Source organism: Bacteroides sp. AM07-18 (genome assembly GCF_003602695.1).
GTDB lineage: Bacteria > Bacteroidota > Bacteroidia > Bacteroidales > Bacteroidaceae > Bacteroides > Bacteroides uniformis.
In genome coordinates, this window is record NZ_QTLM01000003.1 from 286,309 (window position 1) to 308,606 (window position 22,298).

A 22,298-nucleotide genomic window follows, 5' to 3' on the forward strand; every position below is an offset into this window, starting at 1 on the left:
AGTTCAGATGAAAAAGAAATCGTATATAATGCATAAACCGCATCCTGCGATGCTCCATTCGCTGGAAAAGGAAATGTGGCCGGTTGTGCGGCCAATCGTGCGCCATCGTTGCAGGCAGCGGATTTTTTGTTCTTTATAGCTTTGTTTATTGTATATGCATCAAAGAATAAGGAAAGACGTATTCATTCTTCTTGTTTGCAGAAAGGTTATACGGAAGTACTCCTGCAGGGTTCGGATAGTAGTGAATCCCGTTGTGTTTTAAAGTGTTATTATTTGTAGACAGTTAATGTCTTTTTGTTGTCAGATTCATTGATTTCTATTCTCTTTTCGTATATTTGCGCCCATTAATTAAAGATTGTCACACGACTGTTCTGAAAAAAGTGTGATATTCTGATAACATATTTAAATAGGGTTATTCCTGATTTTACACTAAACTGGATAGGATTAATGGAGAATTTGAATGCAGTGATTACGGGAGTTGGAGGATATGTTCCGGACTATGTCTTGACTAATGATGAAATATCTAAAATGGTGGATACCAATGATGAATGGATTATGGGGCGCATTGGTATAAAGGAAAGACGCATTTTGCATGAGGAGGGGCTTGGAACTTCATATATGGCTCGTAAGGCTGTGAAACAACTGATGCAGCGCACAAAGACCAGCCCGAATGACATTGACTTGGTTATCGTAGCTACTACTACTCCCGATTATCACTTTCCTTCTACCGCATCCATCTTATGTGACAAATTGGGCCTGAACAATGCTTTTGCTTTTGATATGCAGGCTGTTTGCAGTGGATTTCTGTATGCAATGGAGGCAGGGGCGAATTTCATACGTTCCGGAAAATATAAGAAGGTTGTCATAGTAGGAGCTGATAAGATGTCATCGGTGATTGATTATACAGACCGCGCTACCTGTCCTATTTTTGGTGACGGTGCTGCCGCTTTCATGCTGGAACCCACCCGGGAGGATATGGGAGTAATGGATGCCGTATTGAGAACAGACGGGAAAGGTCTGCCCTTTTTACATATCAAAGCGGGAGGCTCCGTATGTGCTCCATCTTACTATACACTGGACAATCGGATGCATTATATTTATCAGGAAGGACGTACAGTCTTTAAATATGCTGTGGCCAATATGGCGGATGCTTGTGAGGCGGTCATGGAGAGGAATCACTTGGCGAAGGAGGACATTGACTGGGTGATTCCCCATCAGGCAAACATGCGTATAATTACTGCTGTTTCGCAACGCTTGGGAGTATCTCCTGAAAAGGTAATGGTCAATATAGAACGGTATGGAAATACAAGTGCCGGCACGCTTCCATTGTGTGTATGGGATTTCGAGGATAAGCTGAAAAAGGGGGATAAACTGATTTTTACAGCATTCGGAGCAGGATTTGCTTGGGGGGCTATTTACGTGAAGTGGGGATACGACGGAAAAGGTTGAGGCTCTCTGATAAGATTTAGGTTGTTTGTTTTTTTTCTGATACAACTTTTAGTATCTTTGCGAAACAGCAGTTTTTTATTGTGACAGAAAATTGCATGTGTTTTGTTAACCATATAGAAAACTAAAAACAATCAGCGTATTATGAACCAGGAATTATCCATGAGCCCCAATCTATTGGTGGCTGCCCTTCAAAAACCGGCTTCCGAATTTACGAAAGCAGACATTGTTTCCTATATAAAGGAGAACGACATTCGTATGGTGAACTTCATGTATCCTGCGGCAGACGGGAGACTGAAGACACTGAACTTTGTCATCAATAATGAAGCATACCTTGATGCCATACTTACATGTGGTGAACGCGTAGATGGTTCCAGCTTGTTTCCGTTTATAGAGGCCGGTAGCAGTGATTTGTATGTAGTGCCGCGTTTCCGGACCGCTTTTATAGACCCTTTTTCTGAATTGCCCACACTGTCAATGCTCTGTTCTTATTTCAATAAGGATGGTGAACCGCTGGAAAGTTCTCCGGAATATACCCTGCGTAAGGCATGTCAGGCATTCACTACGGTTACGGGGATGGAATTTCAGGCTATGGGAGAATTGGAATATTATGTCATTTCTGAAAATGACGGATTGTTCCCGGCTACCGACCAGCGTGGTTATCACGAATCGGCCCCTTATGCCAAGTTCAATGATTTCCGTACGGAATGTATGTCATATATTGCGCAGGCAGGCGGACAGATAAAGTATGGGCATTCTGAAGTCGGTAATTTTACGCTGGACGATAAGATTTATGAGCAGAATGAAATAGAATTCCTGCCGGTGCGTGCCGAGGAGGCTGCTGACCAACTGGTGATAGCAAAATGGGTTATTCGTAATCTGGCTAGCCAGTATGGATATAACATTACTTTTGCACCGAAAATCACGGCAGGAAAAGCCGGTTCCGGATTACATATACATATGCGTATCATGAAGGACGGGCAGAACCAGATGCTGAAAGATGGGGCACTTTCTGAAACAGCCCGTAAGGCCATTGCGGGCATGATGAAGCTGGCTTCTTCCATTACAGCTTTCGGTAATACAAATCCTACTTCCTATTTTCGTCTGGTTCCTCATCAGGAAGCACCGACCAACATTTGCTGGGGCGACCGCAACCGTTCGGTATTGGTACGCGTTCCGTTGGGCTGGTCGGCAAAAACGGATATGTGCATGTTGGCAAATCCGTTGGAGACCCCAAGTCATTATGATACTACACAGAAACAGACGGTGGAAATGCGTTCGCCTGACGGTTCGGCCGATTTGTATCAATTGATTGCCGGACTTGCTGTAGCTTGCCGTTATGGATTTGAGATAGACGATGCTTTAGGAATTGCAGAAAAAACATATGTCAATGTAAATATCCACAAGAAAGAAAATGAAGATAAGTTGAAACAACTGGAACAGCTTCCTGATAGTTGTGCCGCTTCTGCCGATTGTTTGGAAAGACAGCGTGCTGTCTTTGAGCAATATCATGTGTTCAGTCCTGCAATGGTTGATGGGGTTATTTCCAAACTGCGTTCTTACGAGGATAGAACCTTGCGTGCAGAGATACAAGACAGTCCGGAGGAGATGCTGAAACTGGTCGAGAAGTATTTCCACTGCGGATAGGAGAAGAAATGAGGGCATAACTCACCGCAGGTTACACAGATTGCTATAGAATTTCTGATAATCAAGAACTTTTATCTGTGTTAATCTGCGGTGATTGTGTATTTTGACACCTCTCCATTATTTCTTTGGCTTTGAATACTGGTTCTGCTTTTTGTATTTCCGATTCGAAGCCGAACCAATAACCATTTTGGGTATTGTCGTCAATGGGTAGAAAACATAAGCGGAGGCTTTCTTTGTAGTTTCCATAGATGACTTCCCAATATTCCGGTGGCATCTGGCGCTTGGTCTTGACTTTCTCTGCTGGTTTTTTCTTTAATGACATGCCTGCCTCTATCCAGGCAATGGTGACCATGATTTTATAGGCCGGATAATGCATACTGCAGAATTCATAGAGTACGAGGCCTCGCTTTTCCAGGCTCATGGGCTGGTCTATAAGATTTTTATCGATTAAAAATTCCAGAAAGCGACGTAGGAAGTCGTTGTCATCCAGAATCAGCTTGCGGGTGATGGCTTGCCAAGCAGTTGTGTTATAGAATCCATCCAGAAGACGTGACAGTTGCCGGGCTGTTTGAAGCTCGTTGACACTGATTTCATTTGTTTGAAGCACTTCATAAGGGGGGAGAGGAGAATATCGGATGCCTAGTTCTTCCGCCCTTCTTCTCATTTCTGTGCCGGGAAGTAACTTCAGGGATTCAAGCTGTATCTCGCCGGCATTGTATCCGGCAAGTGTACGCACATCTTCAAATATTTCGGATAGGCGGTATAGAGGCAAGCCGGCAATGAGGTCGGCGTGTGTTTCCATATTGGGTAGGGAACATAGGAAACGAAGACCTTGCAGTGAGTCCTCCAGGCTTCCCATCCGACGGCTTTTCTGGAGGACCGGTTCGCGCAGGCTTTGAATACCGGCCTCGAGATGGAGCAATCCTTTAGGTAGCTTTTTCAATTCATTTTTCAGCTCTTCGGATAATAGTGCAGGGTGTATTTCTAAGTGAAAGCATATGTCCGGGTTGAATTCCAGGAAAAGTTGCAGTAATTCTTTAGCACGGCGCGGATTATAATTAAAGGTCCGGTCGAGGACGCGTACGTTTTTTATTCCATGACTGTGGATAATTTGAAGGCGTTCACGGATACTTTCAATGGACAGTGTGCGCACCGGTTTTTCTTCACCGCTGACGCAGAATGCGCATGTGTTGAAACAGCCTCGGGTAGTCTCCAGTTGTACGAATGGTTTGCTCCAATTGAAGAAACTGCTGTTTTCCGGTGGTACGAGCCGGGAAAAGTTAAGTACACGGGCTATGCCGTTGTCTATATATTGCTTTTGAGGATTCATATAGCAGAGTCCCGGAATACTGTTCCATTTTTCCGGCTGGTTCCAGCAAGACAGCCATTGGGGGAATGCTTCTTCTCCCTCTCCCCTGAATACGCAGTCGATGAAAGGGTTTTTATGCAGAAAGTCTTCATTGTTTCCTAAGAATTCAGGTCCGCCCAAGATGAAGCAGCTATTGGGAAGCAATGCTTTTAATCTCGCTGTTATGTGCAACAGTTGTTCGTGGTTGAACAACCATGTTGTTGCGGCAATGATGTCGGGTTGGTGCCGGTATATTTCGTCGACAATCATTCCTACGTTTTCATTGATGGTGGCAGATACGATTTCCCATTTTACGGAATTGTTTTTTGCTATTTGTGCGTGCAGTGCAGGGAGTGCCAACGAAGAGTGTGCATACGAGCTATTGAGGTCTATCCAAAGAATTTTCATGTTTAATTGAGTTTCATCTTTGCAAAGATAACTGATTTTGCTTTTCGTATAAACAAAAAGGGTTATATTTGCATGACGGAAATCGAAAATAGTAAAGTGTTGGTATAGAATGTTCTTTGAAAGATGAAATATTTCTTTTGTATTCTTATTTCTATAAGGTGATAACGGGTTGTCTTATCACTGGCTTGATAAAGTAAGGAAGGAAGTACTATTAAGTGTGATTGATACAGAATGCAAAATATCGGAATAAGTTTCCAGCTATTTTGAACATTTTGAGAAAGTAAACTCTTTTGTACAAGGACTGGTTTAGGTAATTGATTCCTTCCTATGATGTAGGGATACTCTGTGAGGAGTATCCCTACAATTTTTTACATTGATTCCACGTTGCCTCCCTTTGGGGGATTGTTTGGACAATAACAAAAGAAGAGGAATATTCTTTCGAATTTCCTCTTCTTTGCGGGTGGCAGATGGGACTCGAACCCACGACATTCAGAACCACAATCTGACGCTCTAACCAACTGAACTACAGCCACCATGTTAGTGCATTTCTTAAATGCGGTGCAAAGATAGGGATAATCTTTAATATTGCAAAGAATGAGACGAAAATTTTTGAGATTTCTGCATTATTTTTTCTTCTCGTAGATACCTATATTGTGCTGCTGGAGCAGCTTTCGAGAGCTTTTGACAAAGATTTCCAGGTGTTTACGAGCTTCCGGCGTTAAATGTTCTGTAGGAAAACTGGCAGGATAAAGAATGTAATTTTTTTCTTTAGTAAGTTCCGGCCGGCCGGTCCAGACCAGATTATATCCACAATAGGAAACACGACAGTATGGAAAAGGCAGAGGATTGGAGTCTGGTAGAGGCGTCTGACTCTGACCGGTGTAAGAGGGACGGATGGGTTGGGGGAGAGGATGTTTCTCCAACTGCAAAGTGAAGATGAGGCCGCCGTCAGTGTTGGCCTTGCTCATATTGGAAATGAAGTTTCCCAAGGAGTAGACTATGATGTGCTGTTCGGTACCATTGGTACGTAGTTCCATCGGTTGAATGACGTGAGGGTGTGAACCGATAATATGTGTTACGCCTTGTTGGAGCAACCAGTTGGCCAGTTCGCGTTGCTCACGGTTGGGAAGGGACTGATATTCCTCTCCCCAATGCATGCAGGCAATAATGGCATCCGGTTGGCGTGCCTTGGCACTTTGGATATCTTGCAGGATGGTATTCTTATCAATATAGTTTACGATATTGGGAGAGGTAGCCTTGATACCATTGGTGCCGTAAGTATAGTTGAGTAGGGCAATGCGAAAGCCGTTTCTGTTGATGAACAGGGGATAGCGTTGCCTGCGCTCCGACAGATTCTTGTAGGTGCCTGCGTAACGAATACCGGAGGAGTCAAGTAATTGTATGGTACGCTCCATTCCCTTTTTTCCACGGTCCAGACAGTGGTTGTTGGCTGTCAGTAAAATATCGAATCCGGCGTCCTTTATGGCCTGAAGATATTCATCGGGGGCGCTGAACATAGGATAGCCCCGATAGGGCCTGCCCCCCAATGTGACTTCCAGATTTCCTATGGCGAGGTCTGCCTGGGATATTTGCTCTTTTATGAGGGAGAAGCAGGAGGAGTAGTCATATTTTCCTTCAGATACACGTGCTGCGTCTATTTGTGCCTGGTGCTGCATCAGGTCACCGACAAATAATAGCGTAATCCTTTCCTGGGAGGAAAGGGTTACGCTATACAGTAAGACAGCCATGAAGACGGCGAGCGTTTTCATTACGTTGTTATTGGTAGATTGCTTTCTTGCCGGCGAGCAATGTATTCTTCATAAGGGAAACGATAGTCATCGGACCTACGCCTCCTGGTACGGGGGTAATGAATGAACATTTAGGAGCTACTTCATCGAATTTCACATCACCGGTCAACTTGAACCCGGATTTCTTGGAGGCATCGGGCACACGGGTAGTACCTACATCAATAACGACAGCACCTTCCTTGACCATTTCCGCCTTAACAAAGTTCGGTTGTCCCAACGCAGCAATGATGATGTCCGCTTCCTGGCATTCCTTTACCAGGTCTTTGCTGCGGCTGTGGCATACGGTCACTGTGGCATCGCCGGGATAAGCCTTCTGCATCATCAGGGCAGCCATGGGCTTGCCTACAATGTTGCTGCGTCCCAACACCACGCACTTCTTGCCTGAAGTCTCTATCTGATAGCGCTTCAGCAGTTCGAGGATACCGTTGGGAGTAGCGGATACATAGCAGGGAAGGCCAATGGACATCCGTCCCACATTGATGGGATGAAAGCCGTCCACATCCTTGCGGTAGTCGATGGTTTCAATCACTTTCTGCTCGGAGATATGCTTGGGCAAGGGAAGCTGTACGATGAAACCGTCCACATCCGCATCCTCGTTCAATTCGCGTACCTTGGCAAGCAGCTCCTCTTCGGTAACGTCTGCCTCGTAGCGGATAAGTGAGGACTTGAATCCGCAAACTTCGCATGCCTTTACTTTGGCGGCAACGTAGGTTTCGCTACCTCCATCGTGTCCTACAAGAATAGCGGCCAGATGCGGGCGTTTACCCCCACGAGCCACTATCTCGGCTACTTCTGCTGCAATCTCTTGCTTTACTTGCTCTGAAATTGCTTTTCCATCAATCAGTGTCATAGGCTGTTATCTTATCTTTTAAGTTTCGGCATCATCTTACCCATCTTGCTGCCAGTGACCATCTTCATCATCTTGCGGGTCTGGTCAAACTGTTTCAGCAGGCGGTTTACTTCCTGAATATTCGTACCGCTACCTTTGGCAATGCGCTGGCGGCGTGAACCGTTCAGAATGGCCGGATTGCTGCGTTCTTCCGGAGTCATGGAGTAGATGATGGCTTCAATGCTCTTGAAGGCATTGTCGTCAATGTCTATATCCTTGATGGCTTTGCCTACGCCCGGTATCATGGAGGCAAGTTCCTTCAAGTTACCCATTTTCTTGATTTGTGCAATCTGGCTCAGGAAGTCGTTGAAGTCGAACTGGTTCTTGGCAATCTTCTTTTGCAGGCGTTTGGCTTCTTCCTCGTCATATTGTTCCTGCGCACGTTCCACCAAAGATACGATGTCACCCATACCGAGAATACGGTCGGCCATACGTGAGGGATGGAACTGGTCGATGGCATCCAGCTTTTCACCGGTACCTACAAACTTGATGGGCTTGTTTACCACCGAACGGATAGAAAGGGCGGCACCACCGCGGGTATCACCATCCAGTTTGGTCAATACTACACCATTGAAGTCGAGCCGTTCGTTGAATTCCTTAGCGGTATTCACTGCATCCTGACCGGTCATTGAATCCACTACGAACAGAATCTCGTCCGGATTGATGGCCTTCTTGATGGCGGCAATCTCGTTCATCATCTCCTCATCCACTGCCAGACGACCGGCTGTATCGACAATTACAAGGTCGTAACCTTTGGCTTTGGCTTCTTGGATGGCATTTTGGGCAATGGCTACCGGATTTTTGCTGTCCGGTTCCGAGTACATCGGTACGTCAATCTGTTCAGCCAGTACACGCAACTGCTCGATAGCGGCAGGACGGTACACGTCACAAGCCACCAATAACGGCTTTTTGTTCTTCTTGCTCTTCAGCATGCGGGCCAGCTTTCCGGAGAAAGTTGTTTTACCGGAGCCTTGCAAACCGGACATTAGGATAATGGCAGGCTTGGAGTCGAGGTTTATTTCAGAAGTCTCGCCGCCCATGAGCTGGGTCAGTTCATCGTGTACGATTTTTACCATCAGCTGGCTGGGCTTAACGGCTGTCAGCACGTTTTGTCCCAAGGCTTTTTCCTTAACGGTATCGGTGAAGTTTTTGGCTACCTTATAGTTCACGTCGGCATCCAAAAGTGCCTTACGTACGTCTTTCAGGGTTTCCGCAACATTGATTTCGGTGATTTTGCCCTCACCTTTCAAAATTTTAAACGACCTTTCAAGTCTCTCGCTTAAATTATCGAACATAGTATCTAATTACAATTACTAAATTACAAATTACTCTTATTGAGGCGCAAAAGTACAAAAAATCCCTTTAACTGCCTTCTTTTGAAGCAGAATATTATTGAAGACTTGCAGCGGGATGGGCGAAAAGAATGGAAGTGCCGGTCAAGGCACTGATAATCATCTATATTATTCTGTTTTTTTTAGTTCTTTTTGCTTACTTTCTATTGATAATGTCTCTGGCGCAGGGTCCTTCGTGGTTGGGATATCCCGGTGCGTGGCTGCGCCATCTCTTGTCGGCTTCAACTTTCAGGCTTCGGTAGTCGTCCTGTGTGCGGCGGATGTAGTCGTCCAGCAGTGCCCGGTGCTCGGCCAGAATCTTTGAGTATTTGGGGTCATGGGCAAGGTCTCGTCTTTCTCCTTTATCCTTCAGCATATCATACAGTTCTTCCCCGTTGCCTTCCAGATAGTGTGTGTATTTGTATCTGGGACTGCGTATCATCCGTCCCGGGCTGACGGTCACTTCGTATTCACTGTGCCATTCGGAGGCTGCATAGGGGTGCTGTCTCTTTTGCTTCTCGCCTTTCAGAAAAGGGGCAAGGCTGATGCCGGGCTTGGAGGAAGGCACCGGAATGCCTGCCAGTTCACAGAGAGTGGGCAGCAGGTCGATAGTGGGTTGGGTCAGTAAATCTTCCACTGGTTTTTGACGGGGATGAATGCCGGGACCGGCTATGATGAAGGGCACATTTGTCATTTCTTCGTAAAAGCTGACCTGCTTGGTTACCATGCGGTGTGACCCCATTCCGTCTCCGTGGTCTGCCAGTACAATGACAATTGTATTTTTGCCGGCGGGAGTGGAGTAGAGGGCTTCTAGTACACTCTCTATCTGTCTGGCCACTATCCGCGTGTAATGCTGGAAGGCGGCGACGTAGTGCCGGTAATTGTCCTCGTTCCAGTGGGCGGCTTGCATCATCCTCCGGTGGCTGCAGCAGATGTACTGAATGGGCAACGGAAGTTTTTCCCAGTCTTCCACTTCAAAGTTTTCGGGTAGTAGCGGGAGTGGGGTACTGATGGGGCTATCTATGTGCTCCCCTTTATTTTCGCCTACATATCCGCAGATATTGTGCGGGTTTTGGAAATCGGCTATGCAGATGAAAGGTTCTTGCGGCGGATTGCTGAGATAGGCCACGGCATCCTCGCAGGTTCCTACATCCAGAAAGCTGTCATTGTTGACGGGAAATTCGGGGTCGGTGAAGGGCTTGGCAACCGGTTCCTTGTGGCGGAATCCCCTTAGAGAACCCATGTCATGGGTTTTGCCAAAGTGGACGGCCTCATAACCGTTGGCGGTGAAGAGGCTTCCCAGGGTCGGAATGCTGTCGGGTAGCGGAGGATTGATGTGTTCGGCCGAGTTGGAACGTACATTGGTTTGATGCGGCATCAGTCCGCTCCATAAGGCAGCGCGTGACGGTTGGCTGAGGGGGCATCCCACGTATGCGTTGGCAAATGTTACACCTTGGGAGGCAATTCGGTCTATAGGTGGAGTGCAGCTGGGGTCGGCACCGTATGCGCCTACTACCCGCTGGGTCAGATGGTCGCATTGGATAATAAGAAAATTGGGCGATTGCTGTGCCATTACCGGAAAGCTGCACAATGCCATTCCCATAAAAGAGTGAATCGTTTTCATCAGATTTGGATTTTATTTGTTCAAGGTTATTGTATGGTGGCAAATGTATGAAAAAACGGATATAAAAAAAGCTTCCACCTACGTTTATGAACGTAAATGGAAGCTTTTGTACAATATCTGTATGCAGTTGCTGTTAACTGTTCATGCTCATCAGGAATTCGTCGTTGTCTTTGGTCTTCTCCAGACGGTCTTTTACGAAGTCCATGGCTTCTATCGGATTCATGTCGGCAAGGTACTTGCGGAGAATCCACATGCGGTCCAGTGTCTGCTTGTCTTGCAGCAGGTCGTCGCGGCGGGTGCTGGAGGCAACGATGTTGACAGCCGGGAAGATACGCTTGTTGGACAAGTTGCGGTCGAGCTGCAACTCCATATTACCCGTACCCTTGAATTCTTCGAAGATAACCTCGTCCATCTTCGAGCCGGTGTCAATCAAGGCAGTGGCAAGGATGGTCAGTGAACCGCCGCCCTCGATGTTACGTGCTGCACCGAAGAAGCGTTTGGGCTTATGCAATGCGTTGGCATCCACACCACCGGAAAGCACTTTGCCGGAAGCCGGGGATACGGTGTTGTAGGCACGTGCCAGACGGGTGATGGAGTCGAGGAAGATGACAACATCGTGTCCGCATTCCACCATGCGTTTTGCTTTTTCAAGGACGATGCCGGCAATCTTCACGTGGCGTTCTGCCGGTTCGTCGAAGGTAGAGGCGATTACTTCCGCATTGACGGTACGCGCCATGTCGGTAACTTCCTCCGGGCGTTCGTCGATGAGCAGCATAATCATGTAGACTTCCGGATGATTGGCGGCAATGGCGTTGGCAATGTCTTTCATCAAGATGGTCTTACCGGTTTTGGGCTGTGCCACAATCAAGGCACGCTGGCCCTTACCGATGGGGGCAAACAAGTCTACGACACGGGCCGACATAGAGTCGGAGTATCCACCTTTGCAAAGCTTGAACTTCTCGTCCGGGAAGAGGGGGGTGAGGTGCTCGAACGGTACGCGGTCGCGTACGAAAGCCGGGTCACGTCCGTTTATTTTGGATACTTTTACCAGCGGGAAGTACTTTTCGCCTTCTTTCGGGGGACGGATTACGCCTTCTACCACATCACCGGTTTTCAGGCCGAACAATTTGATTTGTGATTGTGATACGTAAATATCGTCCGGCGAGGACAAATAGTTGTAATCGGAGGAACGGAGGAAGCCGTAGCCATCCTGCATGATTTCCAGTACACCGGTTCCGGTGAGGATGTCATCGAATTCGTACGTCTTCTCGCGTTCTATTACGGGTTTGCGTTCCGGAGCGGCGGGATAGTTCTCTCCGTTGTTATACGGTTGTGCAGGGCGCTGCTGCACGGGGCGCTGTTGGTTATAGCCACCGTTGCGGTTGTTATTGTTGTTGTTATTGTATGGGTTGTTGTTGTCGCGGGCGCGGAGGCGCGGGCGTTGTGGCTGTTGCGGTTCGGCTGGGGCAGCGGCAGGAGTGGGAGTGGCGGGAGTTTCCGCTTTGGTCGCTTCGAATTTGCCGATAAGTTCGGATGGCAATTCTATTTTTTCCGTAGGGAGGTCTTCAATGGGGATGAAGTCATCTGCCGCTTCGGCCAGGATAGGGCTTTCGTCCGGTACGATATTCTTTTCTGCTTTGGCTTCTGCCTGAGGTTCTGTTTTCGGAGCTTTAGCCTCGAAGTTCAATTCCGGTTCGGCAACCTTCGGGGTTTCCGTTGCTTGGGGTGCAGCAGTCTCTTCCTTTACCTTGCGGGGGCGTCCCGGTTTGCGTTTGGGTACGGCGGCTTCTTTGGCTGGCGCCGGCGTTGCAGCTTCTATGGTCGGTTCTTGGGGTGCTTCCACAGTTTTGGGTTGTTCTTTCGCAGCCGGTGCTTCCTCTGTTTTGGCTTTGGTGAGGTCTCCGTTTTTATTGGCTGAGAACACTTTGTCGGCACCTTCCTTTTTTACGGTCTTTACAGTGACGCGCGAGCGTTTTTGCTTTTCCCCTTTACGCTCTTCCTTCAGCTTGTCGGCGGCAACTTTCTTGGTAGCGCCTGCGATAGCTTGTTCGTCAAGTATCTTGTAAACAAGTTCTTCTTTTTTGAGTGAGTCTGTTTTTTTTATACCCAGTTCTTGGGCAATAGTTTGTAGTTCCGACAAATTTTTGTCGTTCAGTTGAATGATGTTATACATACAGTATATATGTGAATGGTTTAAAATTTACTTTTATTGAAAGGCATAAGTGCACAGTTGCAGTTGTTGTAGGAAGCAACTTGGGCAAGTTTACCTTGTGATATATGATTTATATGGGATATTTATTATTGAACCGGAAATCTGATAAACAATTCTTGCCACAGCAAGAAGTCGCAGAATGTTTCAACGGTGCAAAGGTAATAAATATTTTTGGTTTCATAAACAAATCATCTTTTTTTTAAATTTAAAACTTTATCTTTGCTGTATTAACAACAACATGAAGGATTGGTTTATGAATATAGATGAAGTACAGTTGATAACTTTTTCACCTACTTGTACCTCTAAACAAGTGGGAGAGGCAATTGTTCACGGAACGGGAATTTCGTCTGTCTCCAAAGTGGACCTCACCTTGGAGGCGGCGGGTAAAAGGGAGGTACCTTCCCATGCTTTGGCGGTCATCACGGTGCCCGTATATGGCGGCCATGTGGCTCCTTTGGCATTGGAGCGGATGAAGGAGCTTCATGCTGACGGTGCACCTGCCGTGGTTGTGGTGGTGTACGGCAACCGGGCCTATGAGAAGGCTTTGGTGGAATTGGATGCTTTTGTCACGAAGTTGGGCTTCAAGGTAATTGCAGGTGCTACGTTTGTAGGAGAGCACTCTTATAGCAGTGAGAAATATCCGGTGGCAGCCGGACGTCCGGATGCGGACGACTTGGAGTATGCAAAGCTTTTTGGTGAAAAAATACGTGCTAAAATTGCGGCGGCCGAAGATATGGAGAAACTGTATGGGGTGGATGTGACCCGTATCCAGCGTCCGCGCCAGCCTTTCTTCCCGTTGCTCCGCTTTTTGCGCAGAGTCGTCAAGTTGCGTAAGAGTGGGGTGCCTATGCCCCGTACTCCGCAAGTGGATGCGGAACGTTGTACGCATTGCGGATATTGCGTGAAGCATTGTCCTGCAGGAGCCATTATAAAAGGAGACGAGTGCAATACGGTTGCAGAGAAATGCATCAAATGTTGTGCTTGTGTGAAAGGCTGTCCGCAGAAGGCGCGCACGTATGACATGCCGTTTGCCGTATTGCTTTCCGATTGCTTCAAGAAACAGAAGGAGGACAGAATCATTCTGTGATGGCTACTGGTCGATGGTTGATACGACCAGCACTTTCCGGGTTTTTTCGTCTATTCTGAAACGGTTGTCCACCCGTTCTCCCACCAGCCAGATGATGTCATCTCCGCAGCAAAGCACCCATTGCCGTTCTTTGCGCAGAAGGGAGAACTTGCGGTCGGTCAGGTAGTCGCTTACCTTCTTCCGGCCTTTCATGCCGAAGGGCACGAAGCTGTCTCCCTGCCTGCAAAGGCGTAGCGAGAGGGGATGCTGGAGTTTGTCGGCATCAAAGCAGGCGGTGGCTTTGTTGCGTGGAATCATGAAATCCGGTGTATAAGGATGTTCTTTTATTTCCAATAAGGGCTTTACGGCTTCCTGTACGGGTTCTATCAACAACGAGCCGCGGTCTTTGATGACACGCCAGCCGGGGGTGGCAAAGACTTTGCCGGGCTGTCCGTCCAATGTCCGGCAGATGTCCCTTACTTGTGCGGCGTTGAATCCAAGCGGATGCAGAATTTCAAATAAGACCGTTTCCGGTGCCGCTTCTTGCCTCAGGGCGCCGATACTTATGCCTTCCGGTGTCTTGACTCGCAGTTTGGCTTCTTCTATACCTATATTATATATAGAGGCGGCATCGTCCAGATGCTCTGCCGTTTTGAGGATGCTTTCCTTGACGGAGGGGTTTATCTCCTGCATCATGGGAAGCAGGTTCAAGCGTATTTTGTTGCGGGTATATTCGTCCTGCAGATTGGTGCTGTCCGTCACGTAGGCTTGCCCGATACTTTCCAGATAACCGACGATTTCCTTTCTGTCCAGGCAGAGCAAGGGGCGGACTATATGTCCGTTTCGGGGGCGTATACCCCGCAATCCGTTGATGCCGGTACCGCGAATCAGATTGAGCAGCAATGTCTCTACACTGTCATCTTGATGGTGGGCGACGGCAATGACAGCTGCACTGCATGCTTCCCTTGTTTTTTCGAACCACGCGTAGCGCAATTCCCTTGCAGCCATTTCGATGGAGATATGCCGTTCCTTTGCTTCCTGCTCCGTGTTGAAGTGGACGGTGTGCAGCGTCACCCGGTGCTCCAGGCAGAGTTGGCGTACAAAGTGCTCGTCGCGGTCGGATTCCGCTCCGCGCAGATGGAAGTTGCAATGGGCGGCTTCGCATGTGTATCCCAGGCTGAGGAGCAGGCGCAGCAAAGCCACGGAGTCCGCCCCGCCGCTCAGTGCCACAAGTATCTTGTCGTCCAGCGAGAAGAGCTTGTGGCGCTCGATGTATTGTACTACCTTCTGCATATTCAACTATAGAGTGGTGCAAAGATAGTGCAAACGATTTTTATTGCCATATCTGCAAGTATCTATTTTCAGAATCTCTATCGGCTAAGGTCGTATTTGCTAAAAGCTAATCTTACCACAGCTGTGTTTTATGCATACCACACCTTTGTTCTTTTCTTACCACAGCTGTGGTAAGAAAAGAACAAAGGTGTGGTGAAGTTACGATTTAGTATCTCTGGAAGTAGTGTTCTGCCTTCTGGGCATTATTGTTTAGTGTTTCTTATTTAAAAACATTCTAAATTATTTGTGCCTTGCGGACATAAGTATTATCTTTGCCCCCAAAATAGAAAAGAAAGGCAGAAAGACTATGCGTTTGTCCGAATTGAATACCGGTGAAAAAGGTGTAATCGTAAAAGTGCTGGGACACGGTGGTTTCCGCAAACGGATTGTGGAAATGGGATTTATTAAAGGTAAAACAGTGGAGGTCTTGCTGAATGCCCCACTACGCGACCCTATCAAATACAAAGTAATGGGATATGAGATTTCTCTTCGTCGGCAGGAGGCTGAGATGATAGAGATTATCAGTGAGCAGGAAGCTAAGGAGCAGGCTGTGCAGCCCGATTACCACGAGGGGTTGGGCGAAAACATGCATCTGGGCGAAGATGAGCTGAAGCAACTGGCCCTCGGCAAACGCCGCACCATAAATGTGGCTTTGGTGGGAAATCCCAACTGTGGTAAAACTTCTCTTTTCAACATCGCTTCCGGTTCGCACGAGCATGTGGGCAATTACAGTGGCGTTACGGTAGATGCCAAGGAGGGGTATTTTGACTTCCAGGGCTACCATTTCCGTATTGTCGACCTTCCCGGAACCTATTCCCTCTCGGCCTACTCCCCTGAAGAAATCTATGTCCGCCAGCACATCATCAATGAAACGCCGGATATCATTATCAATGTTGTGGACTCTTCCAACCTGGAACGCAATCTCTATCTCACCACCCAGCTGATTGACATGAATGTGCGCATGGTGATTGCACTGAACATGTACGATGAGCTGGAAGCCAGTGGAAACACGCTGGACTATGTAAAGCTCAGCCAGTTGTTCGGAGTTCCGATGTTGCCTACGGTCAGCCGTAGCGGAAAAGGCATTGAACAGCTGTTCCATGTGATTATCAATATTTACGAAGGCGGCGACTTCCTCGACCATAAGGGCAGGATGCGCAGCGAGATATTGAGTGACCTTCGCAGCTGGCATCAGGAGTATGTTCCCGACCATGACTTCGGCAGCCATAAAGAAGAGGTGGAACAGCCGCGCGGCTTTTTCCGCCATATCCACATCAATCACGGTCCCGAGCTGGAACGTAGCATTGAGGAGGTGAAGCGCGTCATCAGCGTCAATGAGAACATCCGTCACAAATATTCCACGCGTTTCCTTGCCATCAAGTTGCTGGAGAACGACGAAGACTTGAAAAAGATTGTGGAGGAGTTGCCCAATGGAAAGGAGATTCTTGCTGTCCGCGACCGGGAAGAGGCACGGATTGCCGAGGTGGTGAACGAGGAGAGCGAGCAGGCCATCACCGATGCCAAGTATGGTTTTATAGCCGGTGCCCTGCGCGAGACCTATGTGGACAATCATCAGGATACGTCGCGCACTACTCAAATCATAGACTCAATCGTTACTCACCGTGTATGGGGTTATCCCATTTTCTTCCTTTTCCTTTATCTGATGTTCGAAGGCACCTTTGTGCTGGGCGACTATCCTATGCAGGGGATTGAATGGCTGGTAGGCGAATTGGGCGACCTGATATGCAACAACATGTCCGAAGGACCGCTGAAGGACCTTCTAGTGGATGGTATTATCGGAGGTGTGGGCGGTGTCATTGTTTTCCTGCCGAATATTCTGTTGCTCTATTTCTTTATTTCCTTGATGGAAGACTCGGGCTATATGGCACGTGCCGCTTTCATTATGGATAAGATTATGCATAAAATGGGGCTGCATGGAAAGTCTTTCATTCCGCTGATTATGGGCTTTGGGTGTAATGTGCCCGCCATTATGGCTTCGCGTACCATTGAGAACCGCAAGAGCCGTCTGGTGACGATGCTCATCAATCCGCTGATGTCGTGCAGCGCTCGTCTACCCATCTATTTATTGCTGGTAGGCGCCTTCTTCCCGAACAATGCGAGCTTTGTGCTGTTAGTAATCTATGCCATCGGCATTCTGTTGGCAGTGGTCATGGCACGTCTTTTCTGCCGCTTTCTGGTGAAAGGAGACGATACGCCGTTTGTCATGGAGCTGCCGCCTTATCGTATGCCGACGTCCAAGGCCATCTTCCGCCATACGTGGGAGAAGGGGGCGCAGTATCTCCGCAAGATGGGAGGCATCATTATGGTGGCATCCATCGTTATCTGGGCATTGGGATATTATCCCAACCACGATGAATATGAAAGTGTGACGGAACAGCAGGAGAATTCCTACATCGGCCGGATTGGTAAAGCCATGGAACCGGTCATTGAACCGTTGGGATTCGACTGGAAGCTGGGCATCGGCATCCTTTCCGGCGTGGGCGCCAAGGAACTGGTGGTAAGCACGCTCGGAGTGCTTTATGCCGACGATGCCGAGGCAGATGCCGTAAGCTTGGGTGAACGCATTCCGATAACGCCCCTGGTGGCTTTCGGTTACATGGTGTTTGTGCTGATTTATTTTCCGTGCATCGCCACGTTGGCAGCCATTAAAGGGGAGTCGGGCAGTTGGAAGTGGGCCGTGTTTGCGGGGCTTTATACTACTGCGCTGGCCTGGCTGATGTCTTTCGCAATTTATCAGATAGGAGGTCTGTTTTTATGATGAATAGTTGGCAGGAGTGGGTAGTAGCCTTATTGTTGTTGCTCTGCGCTGTGCGGATTGGCATGAGTATTTATTCTTTTTCTCATCGGGTCAAAGAAAATGGTAATCCGTGTGATAGTTGTGCAAGTGGCTGTGAACTAAAGAATTTGTATGATAAGAAGCGTGCGGAGTGCAGTGGAGTGACGAAAAAAAAGAAGAAAAGTTGTTGCGGATAGTTGGTAGTTTCAAAAAAAGTGCTACCTTTGCATCCGCAAACGAGAAATAAAGAGTTCTTGTAAGAACCGGTACCTTGGATGAGTGGCTTAGTCAGCGGTCTGCAAAACCGTGTACGGCAGTTCGAATCTGCCAGGTACCTCGAAGAATAAAACTCCGAAACTGCTTTTTAAAAGTGTTTCGGAGTTTTTTGTTATAGGGAATTGTTTGCCCATTCTATAAAATATCATTCGCTGAATAGTTACAGCTTACTTATTAAAGATTGAATAAAATGAAAAAAGTTGGATTTCTGATTTTCTGTCTGTTTGCTATGTGCAGCATGGCAGGCAAGGCGCAGGATGTAGTGGCGGACAGTACCGGCTACATCGTTAAGGTAGGGGAGATGGCTCCAGATTTTACAGTGAAGCTGACGGATGGGAAAAGCATTACCCTTTCGGGACTTCGTGGGAAGGTGGTCATGTTGCAGTTTACCGCGAGCTGGTGTGGGGTATGCCGTAAGGAGATGCCTTTCATTGAGAAGGATATATGGCTGAAGCATAAGTCGAATCCGGATTTTATGCTGATTGGCATCGACCGTGACGAGCCGTTGGAGAAAGTGATTGCTTTTGGTAAGTCAACCGGAGTGACCTATCCTTTGGGTCTGGACCCGGGAGCGGATATATTTGCGAAGTATGCGCTCCGCAAGGCAGGTATCACACGCAATGTCCTGATTGATAAGGAAGGGCGTATTGTGAAGCTGACACGTCTGTATAACCCTGAAGAATTTGCTTCTCTGGTGAAGGAGATTGACGGAATGCTTTCTGAATAGTAGGAATAGGCAAGATATAAAAAAGGAAGTGCCCCCTAAAAGTTTTTGTCTAACTTTTAGGGGGCACTTCACTTTTATGCTTGTCGGGATAGTTTGGCAAGATAGTCATAATGTGTACCCTCTTTCACCAGCTCTGCTTTGAAGCCATTTTCGGCAGCATAGATGCTCAGGGTCTGAAAGTCGATATAGAGCCAGTCAAAGGAGTCGCCTTTGACATTCTTGTATTGCATCTGGAAGTCTACCTCTCCGTAGTAATCACCGGCAAGGTTGATAACAATACTGCCATCTTCCTCTTCGAACAGATAGCTCAGGTTGCTGGAATCCATTAAAACACAGCCTCCAGGCCGGAGCAGTAGCTTCATCTTCCGGAAAAAATCAGGCAGATTCTCCAACTTTCCGATAATGCCGGAACCGTTCATCAGCATCAGGATAGTGTCGTATTCATCGGCAAACTGTTCATTGAACAGATTGGTTTGTGATACGCTACGCACACCTCGCTGCTTCATCACTTCCACGGAAAGCGGGGAAATGTCGATGGCATGGACCTCTTTTCCGGCTTCTTGCAGGGTAAGGCTATGGCAACCGCTACCGGCACCCACATCCAGAATCTTTCCGGTCGCCATTTGCAGAGCAGTACGCTCCAGCAAGGGCATTTGCTTTTCTGTGCGGAATAGCTCTTCGACGGGAATTTCGTCCTCATCGAATTGTGAAGAGAACACGCGTAGGCGGTCGGCTTTATGCCGTTTAAAGTAATCGGCTATGGCTGCGCCCATCGGGTCCTTGTCGGCAGGCAATAAGGCTGTATTTATCATTTCTTATGTCTGTTAGCGCGTTTGCGGCGGATTTCTGCTTTCATTTTGGCTGAGGCGGAACCGTGTTGCCCGGTAATGTAGGTTTTCTTCTTGGCTTTGGTCTTTATCTTGTTTTCTTCTTTAGGTTTGTCCTTTTTGCCTTTGAAGACAATACCACCCATCATCGCTTCTTCTATACTCATATATTTCGTTGTTTTAGTGATGTAAAATATCATTTCTCCGGCAGTACCTCAATCCAATAGTCATCCGGGTCATTGATAAAGTACAGTCCCATTGCTGTGTTTTCGAAACATACCCATCCGTTTTCCTTATGGTATTGGCGTATGGCGTCGTAATCACCGGATACGCGGAAGCAGAGGTGACTCTCGTTCTCCCCTAATTCGTAGGCTTGTGGATGCTCCTTCAAGCAGGTCAGTTCCAGCAGGAAGCCGGTACTGCTGTCGGTCAGATAGACCAGAGTGAAAGAGCCGTCGGACGACTCTTTCCTATGATGTTCTTTCAGCCCCAGTGCCTTTTCGTAGAATGCGATGCTACGTTCCAAGTTGGTGACATTGATATTAAAATGGTCGAATTTACTTTTTATTTCCATTTGTTTATTTCTGATTTGATTATTTACAATTTACAGTCTGCGTGTGCGGTCATTTGACCATTGCTTTCAGAATTTCGCCTACATACGTGCGTGGCATACCTTCCATCGTTGCCGGTGAAGGCAGCTTCTTACATTCCAGAATGACCGTAGGCTCTGTCTGTCCCGTAGGATAGAAACGGATGGTATAGCTTTCTGCTTTTTCCATTTGTTCATACGGCTGGTCGGGCGACAGTATGCTGAATACAACTGGTTTGCCGTTGACTTTGCCCAAAGAACCTCCGGAGTTTGCTGTCATCATGGTCATGTTGAAAGGCTCTTGGCCGATGACGATAACCAATTTGCCTGCTCCGGTCTGGATGGCATCGGCTGACAATTGCTCGGGGGCTATGGTTTTGTATTCTTGCTGCTGGCTCTTTTGGGCAGGAACCAGTGCGGCAGGTTTCTTGACTTGGGGCACTTCGATGACTTGGGCATCTTTCACGATGCCTTCGGATGCCTTTTCAGCAGCCTGGGCAGGTTCCACGGTAACTTGTTTCTTCGGGGTGATTACCGTCGGACCGGAATTGACGACAGCCTTCACCTCTTTCTTTTCTTCCTTCTTTTCTTCTACCAGAGCTTTGGCAGTGGTGGCGCTCAATGCTTCTGCTGCTCCCAGGCAAAGGTCATCAACGAAGTCTACGGTTTTTCTGCGCCACTTGGCAAGTCCGCGTACCAGTTTGGTCTTCGCCTTGTTCAAGGCATACTTGTCTACAATCCACTCTTCGGCGGTATATTTTTCTTTTCCTTCGCGGTAGTTAAACCGTATCTTCTCTACTTCGAGCACGCTCTTTTCGGGTTGGCAGGTCACAGTCAGCTGGTAAAGGATTTTGGTACGGTCTAATGACAGAGCCGTAGAACTGAATACAATCCATTCATCCCCGATACCTACAATTTGTCCTTTCTCTTTGTCTGAGAATACTACACGGCTGGTATTTTCATTCTCTTTCAGACGGGCATCCATCCAGCCGAGCAGACGTTCGTAGATTTCATCCTGAGACATGCCGGGGATGCTGAATTCTTTGGTGAATACCACTTTGCCGTCCACCTCGGGAACAGCACCGGCCAGATATTTACTGTCGTCCCTATCCTGCGCCTGCAGCATGGCCGGCAGACAAAGGCAAAACAGTGTAAAAAGAAGTTGTGTCAAATTTTTCATAATAGTATGTGTTTTAATTATTAATTTACGAATTATGGGCTACAAGTTGGGGAGTTCGAAACTTTCACCACGGTGTGCAATGCTCAGAAAGCGGCATCCCTTGCTCTCGGCAAACTGCCGGAATGCGTTGCCTCCCTGATAATCTTCGCTGAAGTGCATCGGTACAAATATAGTGATTTTTATTCGTTCCACGAATTGTTCTGCTCCACGCATATAATCTTTTCCGATACGGCTGTCCACCGGAAACATGGCTACATCTACGGCAGGTGCAGTTTGCTGCAGCTCTCTCACTTCGGCCAGAAAGTCACCTTCGGCCTTGCGTATTTCCTGCGGAGTGGATTCCTCGCTCCAGTGCCAGTTGTTCAGGTCACCGGCATGGAACAGCCGTCTGCCCTGCAGGTCTATCAGGAAGGAGATACCCACATCGGTAGAACCGAAGGCCTGGATACGGATATGTTCGTCTTCGTAGGTGTCGCCCTTATTGATGTAGGTGGCATCTTCCGCTGAGGCGCGGCGGTGCTTCAGGATGTCTTTGGAGAATATGTAGCGGATGTCGGGCCGCAGTTTTTTCCATGAAAGAACTTCGCGATTGAAGTGGTCGGGATGGAAATGCGAGCATAGTACGTAGAGTACGCCCGGCTTTTCCAAGAGATAGTCGTGCACGATACCTTTATTGAAAACCTCTTCCGAGGAATCTTTATAGTAATCGATAATGACCGTCACTCCGTCCGCTTCAATCGCGAAGCCGCTATGGTAGATGTAATCAAGTTTCATTTACGGATTGAATTATA

General features: G+C 47.7%; 18 protein-coding genes and 2 tRNA genes. 7 read left to right on the top strand and 13 right to left on the bottom strand.

Annotated features, from left to right (window positions below):
- Positions 1-447: 447 nt before the first annotated feature.
- Together DW096_RS07090 and DW096_RS07095 are read left to right on the top strand one after the other, a co-directional pair.
- A complete protein-coding gene (locus DW096_RS07090; protein WP_016274272.1) occupies positions 448-1,449 on the top strand; it encodes a beta-ketoacyl-ACP synthase III in 1,002 nt (333 codons plus the stop codon).
- Positions 1,450-1,590: 141 nt separating this feature from the next.
- Positions 1,591-3,093, top strand: coding sequence for a glutamine synthetase family protein (locus DW096_RS07095; RefSeq protein WP_005832480.1), 1,503 nt, complete (start codon positions 1,591-1,593; stop codon positions 3,091-3,093).
- A gap of 61 nt (positions 3,094-3,154) precedes the next feature.
- Here DW096_RS07095 and DW096_RS07100 read toward each other — a convergent pair whose 3' ends face one another.
- The 7 genes from DW096_RS07100 to rho form a co-directional block, all read right to left on the bottom strand.
- Positions 3,155-4,849, bottom strand: coding sequence for a B12-binding domain-containing radical SAM protein (locus DW096_RS07100; RefSeq protein WP_008664938.1), 1,695 nt, complete (start codon positions 4,847-4,849; stop codon positions 3,155-3,157).
- A gap of 459 nt (positions 4,850-5,308) precedes the next feature.
- Positions 5,309-5,382 (bottom strand) — tRNA-His (locus tag DW096_RS07105).
- Positions 5,383-5,472: 90 nt separating this feature from the next.
- The gene (locus tag DW096_RS07110) at positions 5,473-6,618 is read right to left on the bottom strand and encodes a CapA family protein (protein ID WP_009038179.1); all 1,146 of its coding nucleotides are present in this window, start codon (positions 6,616-6,618) and stop codon (positions 5,473-5,475) included.
- 7 nt (positions 6,619-6,625) lie between these two features.
- On the bottom strand, positions 6,626-7,507 hold the full coding sequence (gene folD / locus DW096_RS07115) for a bifunctional methylenetetrahydrofolate dehydrogenase/methenyltetrahydrofolate cyclohydrolase FolD (RefSeq protein WP_009038180.1): 882 nt from the start codon (positions 7,505-7,507) through the stop codon (positions 6,626-6,628).
- Between the two features lie 11 nt (positions 7,508-7,518).
- Complete coding sequence (gene ffh, locus DW096_RS07120) at positions 7,519-8,841, bottom strand: signal recognition particle protein (protein WP_005831559.1); 1,323 nt, start codon at positions 8,839-8,841, stop codon at positions 7,519-7,521.
- Between the two features lie 193 nt (positions 8,842-9,034).
- A complete protein-coding gene (locus tag DW096_RS07125; RefSeq protein WP_165859490.1) occupies positions 9,035-10,501 on the bottom strand; it encodes a sulfatase in 1,467 nt (488 codons plus the stop codon).
- A gap of 133 nt (positions 10,502-10,634) precedes the next feature.
- Positions 10,635-12,674 (bottom strand): transcription termination factor Rho, encoded by a 2,040-nt coding sequence (rho, locus tag DW096_RS07130; RefSeq protein WP_005832474.1) that lies wholly within the window; start codon positions 12,672-12,674, stop codon positions 10,635-10,637.
- Between the two features lie 292 nt (positions 12,675-12,966).
- On the opposite strand from rho, the gene DW096_RS07135 reads away from it, so the two are divergent.
- Positions 12,967-13,800, top strand: a complete 834-nt coding sequence (locus DW096_RS07135) for a 4Fe-4S binding protein (RefSeq protein WP_034529684.1) — start codon at positions 12,967-12,969, stop codon at positions 13,798-13,800.
- A gap of 3 nt (positions 13,801-13,803) precedes the next feature.
- Here DW096_RS07135 and tilS read toward each other — a convergent pair whose 3' ends face one another.
- Positions 13,804-15,072, bottom strand: coding sequence for a tRNA lysidine(34) synthetase TilS (tilS, locus tag DW096_RS07140; protein WP_034529597.1), 1,269 nt, complete (start codon positions 15,070-15,072; stop codon positions 13,804-13,806).
- A gap of 346 nt (positions 15,073-15,418) precedes the next feature.
- Here tilS and feoB point away from each other — a divergent pair, with 346 nt between their 5' ends.
- The 4 genes from feoB to DW096_RS07160 all read left to right on the top strand — a co-directional run bounded on the left by feoB (position 15,419) and on the right by DW096_RS07160 (position 18,911).
- Positions 15,419-17,890 (top strand): ferrous iron transport protein B, encoded by a 2,472-nt coding sequence (gene feoB, locus DW096_RS07145; RefSeq protein WP_009038183.1) that lies wholly within the window; start codon positions 15,419-15,421, stop codon positions 17,888-17,890.
- Entirely contained in the window at positions 17,890-18,105 is a 216-nt protein-coding gene (locus tag DW096_RS19555) for a hypothetical protein (protein WP_369739527.1), read from the top strand. The genes feoB and DW096_RS19555 overlap by 1 nt, the downstream gene beginning before the upstream one ends.
- Positions 18,106-18,173: 68 nt before the next feature.
- A tRNA-Cys gene (locus DW096_RS07155) sits at positions 18,174-18,245 on the top strand.
- Between the two features lie 129 nt (positions 18,246-18,374).
- Positions 18,375-18,911, top strand: coding sequence for a TlpA disulfide reductase family protein (locus DW096_RS07160; protein WP_005831535.1), 537 nt, complete (start codon positions 18,375-18,377; stop codon positions 18,909-18,911).
- 74 nt (positions 18,912-18,985) lie between these two features.
- Here the strand turns inward: DW096_RS07160 and DW096_RS07165 are convergent, their stop codons facing one another.
- From DW096_RS07165 to DW096_RS07185, 5 genes are read right to left on the bottom strand one after another with little or no spacing between them, the layout of a single operon-like run.
- On the bottom strand, positions 18,986-19,723 hold the full coding sequence (locus tag DW096_RS07165) for a bifunctional 2-polyprenyl-6-hydroxyphenol methylase/3-demethylubiquinol 3-O-methyltransferase UbiG (protein WP_005831533.1): 738 nt from the start codon (positions 19,721-19,723) through the stop codon (positions 18,986-18,988).
- The gene (locus tag DW096_RS07170) at positions 19,720-19,905 is read right to left on the bottom strand and encodes a hypothetical protein (RefSeq protein WP_008664928.1); all 186 of its coding nucleotides are present in this window, start codon (positions 19,903-19,905) and stop codon (positions 19,720-19,722) included. Before DW096_RS07170 ends, DW096_RS07165 begins: the two co-directional genes overlap by 4 nt.
- 29 nt (positions 19,906-19,934) lie before the next feature.
- Positions 19,935-20,312: a VOC family protein gene (locus tag DW096_RS07175; RefSeq protein WP_005831529.1), complete on the bottom strand. Its 378-nt coding sequence runs from the start codon at positions 20,310-20,312 to the stop codon at positions 19,935-19,937.
- A 49-nt stretch (positions 20,313-20,361) separates the two neighbouring features.
- The gene (locus DW096_RS07180; protein WP_005831527.1) at positions 20,362-21,507 is read right to left on the bottom strand and encodes a DUF4468 domain-containing protein; all 1,146 of its coding nucleotides are present in this window, start codon (positions 21,505-21,507) and stop codon (positions 20,362-20,364) included.
- A 39-nt stretch (positions 21,508-21,546) separates the two neighbouring features.
- A complete protein-coding gene (locus DW096_RS07185; RefSeq protein ID WP_005831526.1) occupies positions 21,547-22,281 on the bottom strand; it encodes an MBL fold metallo-hydrolase in 735 nt (244 codons plus the stop codon).
- Between the last annotated feature and the right edge of the window lie 17 nt (positions 22,282-22,298).

Excerpts from the sequence above, each read along its gene's own strand:
- DW096_RS07110 (WP_009038179.1), bottom strand. The coding sequence starts at position 6,618 with ATGAAAACGCTCGCCGTCTTCATGGCTGTCTTACTGTATAGCGTAACC.
- DW096_RS07135 (WP_034529684.1), top strand. The coding sequence starts at position 12,967 with ATGAATATAGATGAAGTACAGTTGATAACTTTTTCACCTACTTGTACC.
- feoB (WP_009038183.1), top strand. The coding sequence starts at position 15,419 with ATGCGTTTGTCCGAATTGAATACCGGTGAAAAAGGTGTAATCGTAAAA.
- DW096_RS19555 (WP_369739527.1), top strand. The coding sequence starts at position 17,890 with ATGAATAGTTGGCAGGAGTGGGTAGTAGCCTTATTGTTGTTGCTCTGC.
- rho (WP_005832474.1), bottom strand. The coding sequence starts at position 12,674 with ATGTATAACATCATTCAACTGAACGACAAAAATTTGTCGGAACTACAA.
- tilS (WP_034529597.1), bottom strand. The coding sequence starts at position 15,072 with ATGCAGAAGGTAGTACAATACATCGAGCGCCACAAGCTCTTCTCGCTG.
- DW096_RS07090 (WP_016274272.1), top strand. The coding sequence starts at position 448 with ATGGAGAATTTGAATGCAGTGATTACGGGAGTTGGAGGATATGTTCCG.
- DW096_RS07160 (WP_005831535.1), top strand. The coding sequence starts at position 18,375 with ATGAAAAAAGTTGGATTTCTGATTTTCTGTCTGTTTGCTATGTGCAGC.
- ffh (WP_005831559.1), bottom strand. The coding sequence starts at position 8,841 with ATGTTCGATAATTTAAGCGAGAGACTTGAAAGGTCGTTTAAAATTTTG.
- DW096_RS07125 (WP_165859490.1), bottom strand. The coding sequence starts at position 10,501 with ATGAAAACGATTCACTCTTTTATGGGAATGGCATTGTGCAGCTTTCCG.
- DW096_RS07100 (WP_008664938.1), bottom strand. The coding sequence starts at position 4,849 with ATGAAAATTCTTTGGATAGACCTCAATAGCTCGTATGCACACTCTTCG.
- DW096_RS07095 (WP_005832480.1), top strand. The coding sequence starts at position 1,591 with ATGAACCAGGAATTATCCATGAGCCCCAATCTATTGGTGGCTGCCCTT.
- DW096_RS07180 (WP_005831527.1), bottom strand. The coding sequence starts at position 21,507 with ATGAAAAATTTGACACAACTTCTTTTTACACTGTTTTGCCTTTGTCTG.
- DW096_RS07185 (WP_005831526.1), bottom strand. The coding sequence starts at position 22,281 with ATGAAACTTGATTACATCTACCATAGCGGCTTCGCGATTGAAGCGGAC.
- folD (WP_009038180.1), bottom strand. The coding sequence starts at position 7,507 with ATGACACTGATTGATGGAAAAGCAATTTCAGAGCAAGTAAAGCAAGAG.
- DW096_RS07170 (WP_008664928.1), bottom strand. The coding sequence starts at position 19,905 with ATGAGTATAGAAGAAGCGATGATGGGTGGTATTGTCTTCAAAGGCAAA.
- DW096_RS07175 (WP_005831529.1), bottom strand. The coding sequence starts at position 20,312 with ATGGAAATAAAAAGTAAATTCGACCATTTTAATATCAATGTCACCAAC.
- DW096_RS07165 (WP_005831533.1), bottom strand. The coding sequence starts at position 19,723 with ATGATAAATACAGCCTTATTGCCTGCCGACAAGGACCCGATGGGCGCA.